The 17,324-nt window shown below is 46.9% G+C and carries 17 protein-coding genes; 8 read left to right on the top strand and 9 right to left on the bottom strand.

All coding sequences use genetic code 11. From position 1 onward, the window contains the following. Positions 1–54: 54 nt before the first annotated feature. Positions 55–1,233, bottom strand: coding sequence for a serine hydrolase domain-containing protein (locus tag HYN46_RS13640; RefSeq protein ID WP_162818204.1), 1,179 nt, complete (start codon positions 1,231–1,233; stop codon positions 55–57). Positions 1,234–1,430: 197 nt separating this feature from the next. Between HYN46_RS13640 and HYN46_RS13635 the strand changes: the two genes are divergently transcribed. Both HYN46_RS13635 and HYN46_RS13630 read left to right on the top strand, forming a co-directional pair. Beyond that, on the top strand, positions 1,431–2,120 hold the full coding sequence (locus tag HYN46_RS13635; protein ID WP_114899889.1) for a TetR/AcrR family transcriptional regulator: 690 nt from the start codon (positions 1,431–1,433) through the stop codon (positions 2,118–2,120). Positions 2,121–2,359: 239 nt separating this feature from the next. Further along, positions 2,360–2,593: a hypothetical protein gene (locus tag HYN46_RS13630; RefSeq protein ID WP_162818203.1), complete on the top strand. Its 234-nt coding sequence runs from the start codon at positions 2,360–2,362 to the stop codon at positions 2,591–2,593. 75 nt (positions 2,594–2,668) lie between these two features. Here the strand turns inward: HYN46_RS13630 and HYN46_RS13625 are convergent, their stop codons facing one another. Then, positions 2,669–2,953, bottom strand: coding sequence for a hypothetical protein (locus HYN46_RS13625; RefSeq protein ID WP_114899887.1), 285 nt, complete (start codon positions 2,951–2,953; stop codon positions 2,669–2,671). A 260-nt stretch (positions 2,954–3,213) separates the two neighbouring features. Here HYN46_RS13625 and HYN46_RS13620 point away from each other — a divergent pair, with 260 nt between their 5' ends. Continuing rightward, positions 3,214–3,438 (top strand): hypothetical protein, encoded by a 225-nt coding sequence (locus HYN46_RS13620; protein WP_114899886.1) that lies wholly within the window; start codon positions 3,214–3,216, stop codon positions 3,436–3,438. A 103-nt stretch (positions 3,439–3,541) separates the two neighbouring features. Here HYN46_RS13620 and HYN46_RS13615 read toward each other — a convergent pair whose 3' ends face one another. The 4 genes from HYN46_RS13615 to HYN46_RS13600 form a co-directional block, all read right to left on the bottom strand. Further along, positions 3,542–3,910 carry a hypothetical protein gene (locus HYN46_RS13615; protein ID WP_114899885.1) on the bottom strand — a complete coding sequence of 123 codons (369 nt, stop codon included), beginning with the start codon at positions 3,908–3,910 and terminating at the stop codon, positions 3,542–3,544. Between the two features lie 150 nt (positions 3,911–4,060). After that, on the bottom strand, positions 4,061–4,357 hold the full coding sequence (locus tag HYN46_RS13610; RefSeq protein WP_114899884.1) for a DUF1330 domain-containing protein: 297 nt from the start codon (positions 4,355–4,357) through the stop codon (positions 4,061–4,063). Between the two features lie 145 nt (positions 4,358–4,502). Further along, positions 4,503–6,269 (bottom strand): S53 family peptidase, encoded by a 1,767-nt coding sequence (locus HYN46_RS13605; RefSeq protein ID WP_210009193.1) that lies wholly within the window; start codon positions 6,267–6,269, stop codon positions 4,503–4,505. Between the two features lie 663 nt (positions 6,270–6,932). Next, complete coding sequence (locus HYN46_RS13600) at positions 6,933–7,364, bottom strand: SRPBCC family protein (RefSeq protein WP_114899883.1); 432 nt, start codon at positions 7,362–7,364, stop codon at positions 6,933–6,935. A gap of 275 nt (positions 7,365–7,639) precedes the next feature. Between HYN46_RS13600 and HYN46_RS13595 the strand changes: the two genes are divergently transcribed. The 4 genes from HYN46_RS13595 (at position 7,640) to HYN46_RS13580 (ending at position 11,623) form a co-directional block, all read left to right on the top strand. After that, a complete protein-coding gene (locus HYN46_RS13595) occupies positions 7,640–8,122 on the top strand; it encodes a hypothetical protein (RefSeq protein WP_114899882.1) in 483 nt (160 codons plus the stop codon). Positions 8,123–8,742: 620 nt separating this feature from the next. Continuing rightward, the gene (locus HYN46_RS13590; protein WP_114899881.1) at positions 8,743–9,447 is read left to right on the top strand and encodes a PadR family transcriptional regulator; all 705 of its coding nucleotides are present in this window, start codon (positions 8,743–8,745) and stop codon (positions 9,445–9,447) included. A gap of 71 nt (positions 9,448–9,518) precedes the next feature. Further along, positions 9,519–10,328 carry a siderophore-interacting protein gene (locus HYN46_RS13585; RefSeq protein ID WP_114899880.1) on the top strand — a complete coding sequence of 270 codons (810 nt, stop codon included), beginning with the start codon at positions 9,519–9,521 and terminating at the stop codon, positions 10,326–10,328. A 44-nt stretch (positions 10,329–10,372) separates the two neighbouring features. Next, a complete protein-coding gene (locus tag HYN46_RS13580; RefSeq protein WP_114899879.1) occupies positions 10,373–11,623 on the top strand; it encodes an MFS transporter in 1,251 nt (416 codons plus the stop codon). A 68-nt stretch (positions 11,624–11,691) separates the two neighbouring features. Here the strand turns inward: HYN46_RS13580 and HYN46_RS13575 are convergent, their stop codons facing one another. The 3 genes from HYN46_RS13575 to HYN46_RS13560 form a co-directional block, all read right to left on the bottom strand. Further along, a complete protein-coding gene (locus HYN46_RS13575; protein WP_114899878.1) occupies positions 11,692–12,762 on the bottom strand; it encodes a hypothetical protein in 1,071 nt (356 codons plus the stop codon). Between the two features lie 559 nt (positions 12,763–13,321). Then, complete coding sequence (locus HYN46_RS13570) at positions 13,322–13,591, bottom strand: hypothetical protein (RefSeq protein WP_114899877.1); 270 nt, start codon at positions 13,589–13,591, stop codon at positions 13,322–13,324. Positions 13,592–13,926: 335 nt separating this feature from the next. Next, complete coding sequence (locus HYN46_RS13560; RefSeq protein ID WP_114900775.1) at positions 13,927–15,816, bottom strand: S53 family peptidase; 1,890 nt, start codon at positions 15,814–15,816, stop codon at positions 13,927–13,929. A gap of 1,117 nt (positions 15,817–16,933) precedes the next feature. Between HYN46_RS13560 and HYN46_RS13550 the strand changes: the two genes are divergently transcribed. Further along, positions 16,934–17,302 carry a hypothetical protein gene (locus HYN46_RS13550; RefSeq protein ID WP_114899875.1) on the top strand — a complete coding sequence of 123 codons (369 nt, stop codon included), beginning with the start codon at positions 16,934–16,936 and terminating at the stop codon, positions 17,300–17,302. The last annotated feature ends 22 nt before the right edge of the window (positions 17,303–17,324 follow it).

Below are 17,324 nucleotides of genomic sequence, written 5' to 3'. Positions count from 1 at the left end.
GGTCGGGTGGAGAGCTGGAATTTTTTGTATTCTCATACAAGCCTGTCAGTCTTATTACGCCAGCTCTGGTACCTCATCCAGATGTTGCAGCAATTGATTAATGGCCCAGCTTCCATCCCAGTCACGCTTTGGTCGCTCACCCATACGCAGCATCAACAGATTGTGGCGCGGACTGACAAATAAATACTGGCCTCGCATCCCTTCAAAATAAAACATCTCTTCATCGACATGTGGCGCTTTAGCATGCGTCGCTTCAAACCACGGAATACCGCGAATCAGACCGTAATCATGGGCTTTGAGCCAAATCTGATAGCCGTAGTCGCCTTTGCCGTCTTTTACACCGCGTGCCTCCGTATTGCGCGGGATGATCATTTCTTTGAGCCAAGCCTCCGATACGATTTGGCGACCCTTGTAGTTGCCTTTAGTCAGAAAAAGGCTGGCGACGCGTAGCCAATCTTCAGGGCGGGCAAACAGTGCGCCGAAGGTGCGTGCTGTACCGTTCTCTTGATCCAGCCACAGTGAGGCATCATGGCACTCCAGCGGCTGCCAAATGTACTTGGAAAAGAACGCCGCCGAGCTTAAGCCTGAGACTTGTTCGAGGATTAGCCCAAGTATTTGGGTATTGTAATTGTTGTATTCAAAATAGCAGCCGGGTTCTGCGACAGCGGGCAGTGCCAGCGCATGCTTCTTGATATTGGTACCCAAATACAGCGGTACAATCGCTGGAAAAACGGTGATGCCTTGTCGGCTGAGGTCACTCTTTAAGCCAGACTGCATGGTGAGCAGGTGTTCAATGGTAATCTTGGCGCGCTCATCATTACGCCACTCGGGCAGATACTGAGCGACCGAATCATGCACACTGCCGATCAATCCCAAATCAATGGCAATGCCGATCGAAAGCGCTTGTACCGTCTTGACCATCGACATGGAGTTAAAGGTGTAATGTGGCTTGAAGTTCCAGTACTTGGCGTGGACCAATTGATCCTGATGCATGATCAATAGGGCATGGCTGTTTTGCCGCTGCAAGTAGTCATCAATGCTGTCCAAGACTGCTTCCGCAATTAAGCCTGAAGCGCTTGCGGGTCTGGCATGAAGGGCAGGGGCTGTACTACCGCTGATGATCACGCGCGGCTGATACCAATTACTCTGGGTAATGGGACGGATGGTTTGCGAGCCGATGAGGCGCCGTAGGTAAAGTAGCCATAAGCGCCAAGGTTGTGATTGAGCATTCATTGAATCTTCCCTATACAAAATGCAATCCAAGCAGCACAAACGACTGACCTGAAGTCTGGTTTTGACTGCTGACGAATCCGTCCGTATTGCGGTGTCTTTTACTGAAGTCTTGTGTGATGACGCGTTGCATATGCCGTTAGATATACACAGCATGTCAAAAGTGACGACAGCCATCTTCACTTTACATGTGACGACAGATGTTGTCAAATACGCTCATGAATAAAGACCCCCAACAAATTCCATCCAGTCGTGTCTATGGCGGCGAGAGCTCGCAAGACCGTACCCAACGTCGCCAGCAACAATTCTTGGATGCAGGTTTAGTACTCTTTGGCACCATCGGCTATCGTGCCGTGACGGTACGCGCACTGTGTAAGCAGGCGGGGCTGACGGATCGCTATTTCTATGAGTCGTTTAGCGATACTGAAGCGTTATTGATGGCGGTTTATCAGCATTGCTTGGTCAAGTTCCAGCAGACGATTTTGGAAGCGATCAGTGGTCTAGCCCCTGATGCAGATGTGCGGACGCTGGTGCAGGAGTGTTTAGCGAGTGCCTTCACGCTGATCGAAGATCCGCTTGTAACGCGCGTCAGTTGGCTTGAAGTACTCGGCGTGAGTCCAAGAGTTGATCAGTTCTATACCCAAAGCGTGCGTCAGCTTGCGGGCGTGCTGTTGGGCATTCTTCGCAGTAAGTATCCGACATGGAAAATTGAGGATGCCGAAGGGGAGATTCTGACTATAGCCCTGCTTGGGGCAGTGGGTCAGACCGCAATTGGCTGGATGCTAAGTGGCTATGCTACAAACCGAGAGACGATCTTGAGCGCCATGTTTAGTGTGTTTTTGGGGTTGATCACGCTGGTTGAAGCATCACAACATTCGGACGCATCTTAAACGAACATGCAAAGGAGGGAGTAGTCTCTTTTATAATCTCTCCAGTCCCATCTCCTGCACTTGGTGAGCCACTCCACCCTCTCTCCACCTTCTATACCTAAACGTTACAAACCTAGGAAATATGGATAAAAATACAATATCCGGTATCGCTTTGTAGGATCGATTGTGAGTCTGCTTAAAACCGTGATTTTGGGGGGTATAGTGAAGTCTCAAGATTCTAGAAGAAGAGGTGCAACATCATGTTTAAGAAACTTCTCATGGGCGCAGCCCTCGTTGGTGTGATGGCGGTTCCAGTGGTTTCACAAGCCGCAGTGGTCGAGCGCGTGGTGTATTATCCAGCGCATCATGTCCACCATCATCACGGTTACTATCGCCCAGTCGTGTATCGTCCACACTATGTCCGTTATTACCATGTGCGATATCACCCCGTCAGATACCATCATGGCTATAGACATCATCACCATTGGCGCTAAGTGGGCTGTTTAAAGCCTCGCTTTAAAATCGAGCCTAAAGAAACCCATCCCAAGCGATGGGTTTCTTTTTTTTAATTAGTGGCGCGCCACGCCGCCATGGGGTGCACAGCTTAGGCGCAGATGTTGATATGAACCATCATGACACTTTACTGCTTTATAGGGTTTGTGGTCTTTACGTGGGGTTTTGACGTGTTTGCCCGCTTGTTTGGCCGGATGGTTTTTAGATAATTGTGGATGTGATGCCACAGGCGGCACCGATTGATCAGCAGAGTAGTTCAGTGGATTGGATGAATCGGCAGGCGTTGCAGCAAAAGCAGGCAAAGTCAGCAGGCACAGCGTAGCAAGAATGATTATTTTCATGGTCGAGTTCCTCGTCTTATTATCGTTTGAGGATGCCAGATGTGTCGAACAAATCATAGCGATGAAAACTGTTTTGCGATGATTATTTTATCCCCTCGTTTTTACTCCATTTTCTTTACTCAAATCTATAACTACTCTGAAATGTGGATAAAAAGGCAAGGGCGGGTAGGTCTTTGATGTGTCGCGTGTGAGTCTGCTTAAATCCGTGATTTTTCGGGGGTATAGTCAAGTCTCAGGTTTAAACAAGTGAGGAAAGCATCATGTTGAAGAAACTATTAGTGGGTGTAACGTTGGTTGGTGTAATGGCAGCCCCAGTCATGTCACAAGCCGCGATTGTGGAGCAACGGGTCATTCATCATCCGGTGCATGTTGATCGCCACCATGGCTATGTCCAAAAACGTGTGGTCTATACCAAGCACCACGGCAAGCATCACCATGTCTACAAACACAAAAAAGTGGTGGTCGTGAAAAAGTATCATCACTAAGTCATCAAGCATGAGCCATCAGGCCGTTTGACTGCTGAGATGAAATCAAGAAACCCACCATCATGGTGGGTTTTTTTATGGGTCATCAGACCTTAGTGAGCATTTACGATGCCGCGTCCTTCGCCGCATTGATTGCTGCATCGCAGATGGGTTTAAACTTTTCCTTGATCTCACTGTCGGTGAGTCCACCCTTGCTGAAATACTGATTGCCAAACAAGATGCGGAAGTTTTTTTGTTTTTCTTCTGAGACCTTTAAATTGACGGTTTTCGGGCAGTAGTGGCTATATTCTTTTTCAAAATCATTTAATTGTGCTTTTGATACGGCACCTGCACACAGACTATTGGTTCCGATCATGGTGACATATTGATTATAGGCGGCTGTACAGGTCGCTTCATCATCAAGTTCTTCAGCAAAAATGCAGCTTGAAAGGGTCAGTAAAGAGAAGAGTGCGACCCATTGTCTTGTTTGCATTGTCCATCCCTTAAGTGAATCCAGACCTAAGGATGCCTAAAATCAACGCTTAAAGCAAAGAAACCCACCGTGATGATGGGTTTTCTTCTTGTAACGCGCCTCCAGAAAGAACGCTTCTTAGACATCAATTTCCATTTCCGTCAGACTGGGTTATTTCGCTGCAAAGCCTTCAGTAATATAGACTTGAAAAGAAGCCCCTTGTAGGCGGGTTTTGCTGGCCTCTTGATAAGCAGGGCTGTTATACCAATTGGATGCAGCCTCATAGGAGGGAAATTCCAGAATCAAGATATCATCGACAGATTCGCCTTCTAACGTTTTCTGCGGGCCATTTGCCGCGATTAACTTTACCGGATGATCTTTAAAGGTGCTGCCCACGCTTTGTCGATATTCCGCCAGTTTCTCGGCATCGATGATTTTTTCACGAATAAAAATGACGTACGCCGCCATAGAGCGCTCCCTGAAGTCTTGAGATAAAGAGCAAACAGATTGGCAGAAATGATCTATTAAAGTAAAGAGATAGACACAAAAAGCCCGCATAACAATACGGGCTTTTTTTAGGGCCATTCAATTGCGCTGCAATGAGTAGCTCTACTTAAAATGATGTCGGAATACTGGTTTGTTGCTTTAGGAAAGCATCCAGTTTGGCAGTATCGAAGCTACCAAATCCTGTTGAAGCATCCCAACCAGCAACAGCGGTATAGCCTGGATAGGTGCTCGTACCATTATTGCCTGAAGTGACATCATGCAGCAGTCCTGCATTGGCAGACTTGGAAAAGTAGGAGTAAAACGCTGCTGCGGGGAAGGGTAATGAGTTACTGTTGTTGGACTGCAAGCGTGCCCAGAGTCCGGCAAAGATCGGTGCGGCAAGGCTTGTGCCACCCCACTGCTGAATTACACCGTTCACATACACTTTCACGCCGCTGTTAGGATCTGCATCAAAACCAACATCCGGTAAGCCGCGCCAAGTTGATGATGCCGTGATCCCACTTTGCCACGCTGGTGCAGCCTCGATCTTGCTATAGCCACCGCCAGTGGCGCCCAGTTTTCCTTTGCTTAAGCCCTGATTCCAAACAACTTCGCTGCTATAAGCTGTTGTGCCTGTCGTATACAAGGCAGTACCGCCAACTGCAATCACGTAAGGTGAAACAGCAGGCGAGGACACGGTATAATTACTCGTAGGTTTGCCACTATTGCACTCAAAGGCACCTGAGTCGCCGCTAGAAATCGAGAAGGTCTGACCTTGGGTAATGGCTTGTTTAAAGATGGCATCGTTGACGGCAATCGTATCGCCTGACTCACATTCGCCAAACGAGCCATCAATAACCTTGGCCAGATTATCCGTTACCGCACGATTCATGGCGTTGGTCACGTTGGCATTGGTTGGTGAGTCCGGTGAGGTATAGAAAATAATCTTTTGAATCGCACCACCAGCGGCACCCAAAATCGTCTGGCTATCCATATCCCACTCAGCATCGGTCAGTGTATAGCTGTCAGAAGCCGAACCGGTTTTAACCACGGACGTTGCGACAGCCCCTAGGCCATTGGCCGTGGTGTAAGTGCCTAGATCTTTAACCGCACCTGTGCCATCTCCCCACATTACGACAGCTGCTGTGGTATTGATTGCTTTAGGTAATGAAGCTGCATCGTAAATGGTGGCGAAGTCCAACGGGTTATGTCCAACTTTGGCGGGAGTCGCATTGGTTGTTGAACCGGGTTTTGCATTGGTGGCGATGACTTGATGGTTGAAGGTGCGATATACGTTTGCCGTATCTAGCCCAAGTACTGTTTCCACGATACCGCCCAGAGATTGTGGCACCTGCGCATCAGTGCTATTGGCAAAGACATGGTGTCCATCTTTCTCAAAGCCTTTGAGTTTGGTGTTAAAAGCACTGTTTGCATGAGCCGCGGTACCTGTAGCGGTTACCAGCAGATGATTTGGTGAGACGGTGATATTGGTGTAGCCGGATTTCTTGAGATAACTGACCACTTTATCGACTTGTGCTTGTGAGGGGCCAAACTGCTGAGTGAATTGTGCAGGAGTAAGGTATTGGCGTGCAGAGCCTGAGAGATAATAAGACACCAGCTTATCCAACTGTGCCTCATTCTGGAGTTTAAGGCTCAAGGTGATGGGCACGGCAGTCGTTGCTGAGACATCGGATACCGCAGTGCTTGCAGCCCCCGCAATTGCCGTTGTTGCACTTGGGGTGGCCCAGTCAAAATGTTTAAACGCATGCGTCTTGGTCGATACCCAAGGCTCTGCAGCCTGTGCAGAAAGAGACATCAAAACGACAGAAACCATCGATGACAAGAGCGTCACACGACGCACCGCAACAGCAGAAAACAGATCCGAAACTTGCATAGAAGACTCCATGATTGAGAAACGACAGCTGGCTTTAAGATGGATTGAGAATGACCGGGCAGTGCCCAATTTATTCATATGGCATACAACATGATATTCATGATGCTGCGTATTCATATTTAAGGGACAAACATCAAATAATGCTTGAATGTCGAATATAGGTTTAAGATTTATGATCAATTGTATTTTTTATGTAATCGAGTAAATAATAATATTTCTTTTCTTATTTCTTCTTTTTTTGCGCGGTTTTGGCTATTGATGTTTGAGAGGTTTATATTGATTTATCGAAAAAATATAAAATTTAGATGATATAAAACAATGTTTTATTTTTATTTTTGATTAAGTTGGATGTAAATGTTATTACTGGTTTTCTCAACGGTTATTGAGTTTATATCCTTTGAATATTGTGATGGATTGTGCGTTTTATAATCGATAGTTATATGAATTTTATTATGAGTGGGTCTGAAAGTATATTAAGTAGAACATAGGCTGTGAGCTTTAATTATGTATATTGTATGGAGGTTATATGTAGATTATATGGATATTATTCAAAGTTGACCTTGGAGACTCATCATTGTGAGCCTTTAGGCTGTGAACATTGCCCTGATCCAAACTGCCTAAAAAGGTCAATCTGGACAGGATACACAGACAATAGTTTAAAAATTAAAAACGCAGTTTCTTTAGCCCACGTGCCACACCATCTTGCAGTGCAGCTTTGATGATAGGACCAATAAACGGTACACGACCTTTAAAGGTGATGGTGTATTCCAGACGGGTACGCTTGCCATCCAGATCAATAAACTTCATCACACCGCGATGTTCCTTGATGGGTGCAATACCGCTGGTGATTGCGTATTCGATCAGCTCATTTTCCCGGTAGACCAGATTGGTTTCTACAAAAGACGGGGTCAACGGAATGGATAGTTTCCGTGCTGAACCCACGCCATTACGGGCATCTTTACCGTCGTTTAAACGGGTGACTTTGGCCGGGGCAAAGATCTTGCTCAAGTTCTCATGTTCGCTCAAGGTCGAAAAGACTTTGGCTACTGGTGCGTTAAACTCATGGATCACATATACTTTCTGGGTTTTCAGCATTGTTTTTCTCCGTTATTCGCACTGGTTTGTTGATGGGGTGTTTGTCAAATTGTCTAGCTGACAATTATTGTTGTCAATTTTTTAATTCTAGCATAGGACGATGACGAGTAAGTGAGATTTTGAGCAGACGTATCGAAAAAGGCTGTGGCTACAATTTAGCGGTGAATAATACTTAAGCTGAAAAGGGCCGTGACTGTTTAATCGATTTAAATGCAAATACCCCCTGCTAAGCCCCGATGTATATGTGCTAATCTCGGAGGACTTGGGGAGAGGCTATGAAAAGATTTGCGTTACTCGGTATGTTGGTTTTGGCGTGTAGCATGAGTGCGAGTGCCCATGCCGGTGTGTACGCACAGCGGCTGGTCGGTTGTCTGCTGAAGGAAGCGACGCCACAGGATAAACAAGTCTTTATTCAGCGCTTCTTTTTGGTCTTTTCACCGACCAAGCCGCTTAAGGATCTGGTGAATATCAGTGATCGTAAACGCCATGAGATTAGCGATGAATTTGGTAAAGTCTTTAATCGACTCTTCACCGTCTCCTGCCAAACCCAGACTGAAGACGCCGTGAACTTTGAAGGTAAGGCCTCTCTGGGGTTGGCTGGACAGGCTTTAGGTCGTGCGGCGATCAAAGAGTTTCTCTCTGATCCGAATATCAATAAAGGATTGATTGAAGTCGGGCAGGAAGTGAATAGGGTTCAGACTTCAAACCCACAGGTTTTTGATGCAACGCCAGATTTTGCGCCACTGGTTCCTCAGTAAAGGAAATCTCTTCTAAATAAAACGTAAAAAATGCTAAAGAAGCCCACGATCATGTGGGCTTTTTTGTGGGGCTTGCAGCCATCAAACGAAAGATCGGCATAGGCTTAAAAGTTTATTGAGAACGATACGTAGACCAGAAAGGCTATACAGAGAATCAAAAGGGCTAAACAAACATATAAATAATTAAACATCTGCGCGCACAGTGTGAAAGTGTGAGAAAAGTATCATTATTATTGGTTTAATCATATGACCGCAGGGTAGATATAAAGGTGGAGTTCTGTAAAAAGATGCCATCGACAATATCAAGTCCAAAGACAACATTCCTACTTCCACACCGATGAGCAATTAGTGCTAAGGATAAACGCTAAGCTCTCCCCCTATAGCCACTTTCAGCGGCTTTTAGGCCTAAAAATCATTGATTAATAAAAACTTGATGTCCATCTGGAGGGCTAGGTTCTGAGAGGCTACGACCGATCATGTCGTGGCTATCTGTACCATAGCCAAAATAAGTCTGGCTAACACATCAAATATTTGTGTTTTTTTTGCACATTTCGTTTGACAAACTATCTTAAGATATATATCTTTTAATATATCTTAAGATATAAAAAGGAACATGTGTCATGCATTCCCATACTCGTTTTTCGCGCCAGCACGGCGCTCGTGGTTTTTCAATTCATCAGCTCTGGCATGCGATCGGTCATGGTCGCCGTGGCGGAGGAGATCGTTTTCAAGGTGGACCTGGTGGCTTAGGCGGTTTCGGCGGTTTTGGTGGTGGCGGCTTTGGCGGTGAGGGGGATGGTATGCCGCGTGGTCGTAAGTTTAGTACGGCCGACTTGCAGCTCATGCTGCTTGCGCTGATAGAAGCCCAACCTAGCCACGGTTATGAACTCATCAAGGCACTCGAAACCCGTTCCAATGGCTTTTACGCCCCCAGTCCAGGCATGGTTTATCCGGCATTGACCTATCTGGAAGAGTTGGGTTATGTCACCGTTCAACTAGAAGGTAACCGTAAACGCTATGAGCTGGCGGATCTTGGTCGTGAGAATTTGGAAGCCAACCGAGCACATGTCGAATTGATGTTCGCCAAGCTGACGCATATCGCGCGTAAGATGGACTCGGTACGCCGTGCCTTTTCTGGTGAAGAACCTGCCGATATCAGCGAAGGTGGCTGGTTGCCTGAGTTGATCACCGCGCGTCGTGCGCTGAAGCATGCTTTGCTCCTGCGCAGTGATGTGCCTGCCGATGAGCAGCGCCGTATTGCCGCCATTTTGGCGCGCGCCACAGCCGAGATCGAAGGTCAAAGTGAAAAGGGCAGTGCAGAGTAAAAGCACTGCGCGGTACCGCCCGCTAAGTATTGTTCCACTCTGAATTCTAGAGAAATATTGGAGTCGTATTAATGTCAAATACCCCAGATTTGAGCGTGACTCGCGTACGCCACCCGTTGAAATTTCGCTTGCTTGAGGCTACTCATGTACAAGCATTAACCCCACATTTGATTCGTGTCACCTTTACCGGTGAGGACTTAAGCGACTTTGAGTCCGCATCATTTGATGACCATATTAAAGTCTTTTTTCCCACGGGCAGCGAGCCACTGGTCATGCCGACCATGGGACCCGATGGTCTGGTGTTCCCAACTGGGCCTAGACCTGTCGCTCGTGATTTTACGCCGCGCCGTTTTGATCGCGCTGCGCGTGAACTGGATATTGAGTTCGCCATCCATGAAGCCGGTCCCGCCGCGACATGGGCGAAGCAAGCACAAGTTGGACAGTCGCTAGGGGTTGGTGGTCCACGCGGATCACTGGTGATCCCCACGGGTTTTGATTGGCAGGTGCTGATCGGGGATGACACTGCGTTGCCTGCCATCGCACGTCGTCTCAGTGAACTTCCTGCGGGTACCCGTGTGACTGCGATTTTGGAAGTAGCGGATGCATCAGGTCATCTGGAGTTTGACACTCAAGCTGATCTGACCGCTATTTGGTGTTATCGCAGTGCTTCGGTGTTTGAGAGCAATGCGCTCTTGCAGGCCGCGCGTGAGCTGGCGTTGCCCGCAGGCGAAGGCTATGTTTGGGCGGCAGGAGAGGCGAGAGCGATGCGTGCCATCCGTGACCATTTCCGTACTGAGCGTGGCATGGATAAATCCCGTCTAAGGATAGCCAGTTATTGGAAACACGGCGACGCCGCCGTGCACGAAAATCTAGAAGATTGACATCGGCAACATCGATGTCAGAATTACTAAAAAGGAATACGTCGATGTATAGCATCAGCACGACCCAAGAGCGCAGCCTACTTTGGCTGCTTGCGCTCATCCAATTTACCATCATCATGGACTTCATGGTCATGATGCCGCTCGGTCCGCAGTTGATGCATGCCTTTAACATCACCCCCGTTGCCTTTGCGACAGCGGTGTCGATGTATTCATGGTGTTCTGGGCTGTCTGGATTACTGGCGGCGACTTATATCGACCGATTTGACCGTCGGCGTTTGCTGCTGATTGCCTATGCGTTATTTGCACTGTCCAATCTGATTTGTGCGCTCGCCAATAGCTATGAGTTATTGCTGTTTGCCCGTGCATTTGCCGGAATAACTGGAGGCATGCTCGGCTCAGTCGTTATGGCGATTGTCAGTGATGTGATTCCCCCGCAGCGTCGCGGTGCGGCCATGGGCATCATCATGACCGCATTCTCACTGGCTGCAATCGCGGGGGTACCCGCAGGTGTTTTACTCGGTGCGCACTTTAGCTGGGCCGCCCCTTTTGTCCTCTTGGTGGTCTTGTCAGCATTGATCTGGATTGCAGCCATCAAGGTTGTACCGTCGCTGACCGAACATCTCAAAGAGAACCCACCCGTGCTCAGCGAAGTGCTGCCAAACCTGTGGCGTTTGTTTAGCAATGCGCGACATCTCAACGCTTTTGCCTTTACCTTCACCATGATGGCATCGCAGATGATGGTGATCCCGTTTATTTCTCCTGTGCTGGTCGCCAATCATGGTGTAGCGCCTGCGCAGTTGTCGTGGATCTATATGGCGGGTGGGGCTGCGACCTTCTTTACCTCGCGTGTGGTGGGGCGACTCGCAGATCGCTATGGCAACAAACGCGTGTTTCGGATTGCGGTCATCTTGTCTGCATTTCCGATCCTGTTTGTCACCCATATGCCTGCACTGCCGTTTATGCTGATCGTGCTGTTTTTCCCGTTCTTTATGGTCACGGTTTCTGGACGCATCATCCCGATGCAGGCGCTTTTGACTACCGTACCAGAGCCTGCCCATCGCGGTGCATTCTTGAGTGCCAATAGTGCCGTTCAAGCACTCGGTACAGGCTGTGGGGCATGGCTCGGTGGACTGATGCTGTCGAATACAGCAACAGGTCAGATTGAGGGTTATGGCATGGTGGGCTGGGCTGCGGTAGGACTTGCTGTCTTGGCGACGTTATGGATTGATCATGTCCGAGGCGCGCGAGTTCCCGTGCAAGTCGCGAAACCGCTGGAGACAGAGCAAGTGGGGTGAGGAATCAGTCTTCTATATGCAATAAAAAACCACCTTAAACGGTGGTTTTTTATTGCATCGATTCGTCCTTAACAGAACTTTAATGTCCCATAACAGTTACGCGTAGGTGATTGACCTAAATCCACAGGATCAAGATTGATCGGGATCGTTAGCAGATTGCCAACCACTTGAAGCACATCGATCGGAATGTATTGCGAAATTTGCAGATTATTGACTTGTAGGTTAGGCAGATTAATCCACCAGCCCTTCTCAGTGCCTGTGGTTGGATAAGTACCATCCCCTTTTTGCCATTTGATGGACTGATTTTGTAGGGACAGCGAAACGTCTTTAGATGGAATCGTGCCTGCAGCATTGCCAGCAAGCACCAATTGATGCGCTGCTCTCAAGGGTTCGCCATAGATATTGATATTATTGAGCGTAATCCCTAAGGGCAAGTTAATGACCCCCAGAATAGACACTCCAGTCGTTACTGCGGTGAGTCCAGTGATATCTAGACTGTTTCCGCGTGTGACACGATATTGCTTACTATAATCATTCAGGTTTGCCGTCACGGGTGCAACGCAGAGCGTGAGTAGGGTGGCACAAGCATTGGTAATTTTGGCATTGGTAATGTTCAAGCCGATATCGCCGCTTAGACTGTTAATCCCCGTATCATCACTCAGATTACTGGTATTCGGGTTCTCTCCGATAGAGAGCATGCCCAGCACCCCTTGGGCGCCAAAACGAATCCCAGCCACAGAGCGTGTCGCCAGTTGCGTTGGATTCTGGATCGCGATTTGCAAAAAGGGATTGGTCAGGGTTGCGTCGGAATCCGCATAGGTGCCACTGGCACCGGGGTTTACACCGCTTAAACGTGCATGCGTCAAATCGATATCGCACCCCGGTCCATTGACCCCGCCACAGCCGAGTTGCAAATGCTCAATATTGGCGTTTAAGTCGACTTTGCCCTCTAAGCCCAAAGTAAAAAAACCGATATTGGCATTCGGGTTAGCACCACCAGTCGGAATGTAGTTGGTATAAAAAGCGGCTTGCCCAGAGACTTCTCTTAATGATTCGTCATCCAAGACTTGCTGTGCATAAACACTGCATGTACTAAAACAAAAAGTGATGAGGCTGAGAATAGATGTTGAATATTTCATGATATTTAAAATCCATTTGTTTTTTATGACCAGTCCATATGGTGAATTTACCTATTATCTAAAGGGTAAAATCTACATTAAGTCACTGTTAAGTTTTAATAATTTAGTGATAATCGTCTATCAGTCTGTAAATAATTATTTTGTAAAATCTATCTGAATAATTATTTTAAATTTCAATTATTTACACTTGAGTGAGTGTTTCGATTCTATTAATTTGTCAGGTGTAAATATACTGATGACGAAGCCACCGTACCCTTGTTATCAAATGTATACAAGTATGCATTTCGGTACACTTTGGTGCTTGGTCAGTTGACTAAATATTAAAGAATCATTTTTTATTTAATATTGAACGAGATATGGCTAAATATTTTAAATGTTTTGTTTTGTGTAAGGATTGTACGGTTTATATAATGTCCTATTCAGATTATCGTTTTACCTACATTTGAATCATGCAAAAAAAAGCCTTTATCTCGGCTTATTGAGATAAAGGCTTTTTTATAGCGGATTGAATACGTACACGATCCCAAGATCGTGTTAAACGATCTGTGTCGCGATGTGGCTAGAGGTGAACATGCAGCCAGTGATCACTGGACGGGGCGACACCCGTCCATGCGCCTTCACCCGATAGGCCCAAGACCATCAGTTTCTCACCGTTTTTTAAAGCGGGAACGAGTTCGGCGTGGATACTGCCTGCATCGCCATCATGTTTGATAATCCATTTGGCGTTTTGATATTTAAAGGTCTGGGTGGAAAGCTGCTCAATCGCCTCTGCGATCACTGAGTCATCGCGATGAGGCAAAAGCTCGGCGCTAATCAGATAGGTTTTCATATCCTTACTCACCTCATTTTTCGTTTATGGGAAGACGGCATCCGCTTAAAAACTGAGCGGAAGATCAGCATACTGGGATCTTCAAAAAAAGCTTAAAAAAAAGCCTGCGTTTTGTAAGCAGGCTTTGCAATGTTGCTGGGTTGTTATTCACTCAAGCATCGTGACACACCGCTTCGATGTTATGCCCATCGGCATCATGTATAAAGGCGGCATAATAATGAGCATGGTAGTGTGGGCGCAGACAGGGTGCGACGTTATCTATACCAGTCGCAATAAAAAAGACACCCATATGCTTATGGATGTCTTTTTTGAATCTGCTTCAACAGCGTAATGTCTTAGTGAGCAAAGTCAGGCGTGGCTTTGATAAAGGTATTGAGCTTGGTCACATCAAAGCTACCAAAACCCGTTACCGCATCCCAGCCTGCTTTTGCAGTAAAGCCGGGATAGCTGCCAGAGCCGTTATTACCCGTGGTCACGTCATGCAGGAACGACGTATTGGTTGGGAAATACTTATAAATACTGGCGGCTGGGAAGCCAAGCGCGTTGTTATTTGCCGATTGAATGCGCGCGTAGAAACCGACGAAGAGTGGCGATGCAAGACTGGTCCCACCCACTTGGTTGTAGTAGGTACTGCCACCTTGTGTAAACGTGGTACTGCCGTTGATATACAGGATTGCACCGCTGTTGGATGCAGCATCAAAAGCGATATCAGGAACTGCACGTTTGGTTGAGCCTGTAATCGCAGAAGTCTGCCAAGTTGGTGCGGCTTCTAAAGTACTGTAGCCACCTCCCGTTGCCCACAGACGTTGAACCGAGTCGGTCGGACTTGCAGCCGCTAAACCTTCATTCCACGTTGTTTCACTGCTGTAAACGCCCGTGCCTGCAGTATAAAGCGCAGTACCGCCAATGGCGAGGACATAAGGAGAGCTGGCAGGTGCGCCGACGGTGTAGTTGGTGCCATTAGGCTTACCACCATAACCCGATGGTGTGGTGCTGCACTCATAAGCGCCTTCATCGCCGCTTGAAACCGAAAAGGTCTGACCTTGAGCAACCGCTTGTTTAAAGATGTTGTTGTCGGCCACGCGGACGCTGGTGCCAGAGGCATCAGACTCACACCAACCGAGTGAAACGTTAATAACCTTGGCAGTATTGTCCGTTACAGCACGGTTAAAGGCATTGGAAATATCATCTAGGAATGCAGCGTCTGTCGTTGCATCATCGGGTGCAGTATAGAAAATAATTTTCTGTACGGCACCGCCTGCTGCTCCCACAATCGATTGGCTATCCAGATTCCACTCAGTTGGATCTTCAGCACTATAGGTACGACCTGTTGCGCCTGTTTTTACGGTCGAAGTCGTTACCGCGGCCAAGCTGTTTTTAGTGGTAAAGGTTTTGAGGTCGCTAATGGTCTGGGTGAGTGTACCTGACGTAATAATCCCGACAGTAGTTGCCGATGCAGTTGGAGTAGTGCCGCCGCCATAGAGCGTAGAAAACTCAAGCGGGTAGTGCCCTTTTTCGACAGGCGTGGTCGCCGCTTTGGTAATCAGCGTTGAAGCGCCGGCAGTCGCTGAAGGAGAGACCAGCACAGGGTTTAACTTATGGTACGTATGAGCCGTCACCACGTTTTGCAGACCCAATACCGTTTGCACGACGTTGCTTAGCGAAGACGGAACTTGTGCGTCGGTCGCGTTAGCAAATACATTGCGACCATCTTTGCCTTTAAAGCCCTTTAAGGTGGTGTTAAATGCACTATGTACCGCGCTTGGTGTACCGTCAGCAGTCACGAATAAACGGTTTGGGGCGACATTGATGTTGGTGAAACCTGTTTTTTTCAAGTGCGCAACCACCGCATCCACTTGTTGCTGAGTCGGGCTGTACTGCTGAGCAAACTGAGCTGGGGTCAGGAATTGACGAGAACCACCAGATTGCAAGAAGCTGATTTCCTGATCCAGTTGGTTTTCATTACGGAGTTTTAAACCCACAGTGACATGCACCACTTGGCTGGCAGCAAGGTCAGTGGTCGCCGCTGATGTTGATCGAGTCGTTGCGGCTGTAACGCCTTGTGTCGAGCTTCCAGATTGTACCAAGGGTAAGAATGCTTTGGTTTGAGTCGAAACCCATGGGTCTGTAGCATATGCTGATGATGCCACAGCAAGGGATAATGCTGTGGTGGCAAACAAGATACCGCGAGCCTTGGTAAGGCTTTTAGGTGTAGTCAATTGCATGAAAATCTCCGGAGATACCGTTATTAAAGTTTGAATGTCTTCAGTCAGAAGATTGCTAATCTGAAGCATTTTTATTCGTTAAAAAAACAGCTGATGGTGCAGAGCATCGTGTCCACAGCGCATCATTGGTCGGAATAACCTCTCATACCAACCACATCGCCATACCGCACATCCACATCGCTTGTGGCGACTCTTATGCTGCTGGCGGTGGGTCATTTAACCGCTTTGGATATCTGCGAATTTATATACAGCTTGAGATATTTATATCGGTTTTATATGGATATCAACCGAATCTGAAATATAAATGCTGGTATTAAAATCAGCTTTATCGCTGAATTAATGTTTAGCAAGTAGTATGCCATTTATTACCTTTTGGTAAAAATAGTTGGGTGAGTGCGATGAGTTGCGTTTTAAAGCAGATAGACGGCTGAGATTCTTTGAGCGAAGGTGGGCGATGCCTATGAGGATGGTTTACTGCGTATTGGTCGGTGTTAATTTTTTTAAAATACAATAAAATCATTATCTTGAGTTTTGAGTAATAGAAGATATTTCACAATGAAGTCGTATCTGACGTGGTCTTTAAACATGTTTAAAACGTGCTTACGAGGGGCTTTTGTTTTTGTATTTTTCTAACGGATATGCGCTATTTATCTCAGATTTATTATCGGGAGTGATTATTTTTATGTTTTGTCTATCTATTATGTATTTTTGATTGATATATTATGTAGATTGTGTGGAGATATTATGTCTGCATGGTGAGTAAATAAGATTTTTAAATTAAATATGATTATTTTAGCCATCCGAGCAAAATAGTTGCTCAATTTTTTAGCAATGACTGCTGCTGGAGCAGCAATCCATCAACAGTTGTCTTATTATATACATATGCTCATGATAATATGGAGCTTTCATCGGGTATGGGTGAGATCTGCAAGGAAAGCGGATGCTCAAACAGTTTTTTGCGATATCGACGTGGCTCAAGAAAAGTTAAGACGCAAAAAGTCGATATTCCCAAGAAAATCCCTGCATGTTGGAATGAATTTTGAATTTTTATCCAAGTGGAAAAAACGCGTAATGATTTGATCCTTCAAGGAAGAACTGGAGAGAATTAGGTGGTTTTATGGCTGAAAAAGGTTCGATGTTGACATTGGGGCAGCGCCTCTCTGCGGGAGACTCCTTAATCTCCCCGTTGGGGAACTTTCGTTTGCTCATGCAGCTAAATGGCAATCTGGTGATTTACGCCAGATCTAATCATAGTATCGTCTGGCAGTCGCACACGACTGGTGCAGGCAATTGGGCATTACTACAAAGCGATGGTAATTTTGTGGTCTATGATCCCGAGGGTAGCCTGCCGCTGTGGCATTCAGAAACAGGACGTGACAAAGTCTCAGCGGAGCGCTTTATCGCTTTGCAGGATGACAGCAATCTGGTGATCTATGATCCCTCACTTGCTCCGGTCTGGAGTAGTTTGGGCGGGGTCGTGCCTTAGTTAGGACATTAATGCTGTGGTT

The sequence above is a fragment of the Aquirhabdus parva genome, from assembly GCF_003351745.1.
Classification (GTDB): Bacteria; Pseudomonadota; Gammaproteobacteria; order Pseudomonadales; family Moraxellaceae; genus Aquirhabdus; species Aquirhabdus parva.
The sequence above is the reverse complement of the archived record's forward strand: the minus strand, read 5'-3'. Positions and strand labels throughout refer to the sequence as shown.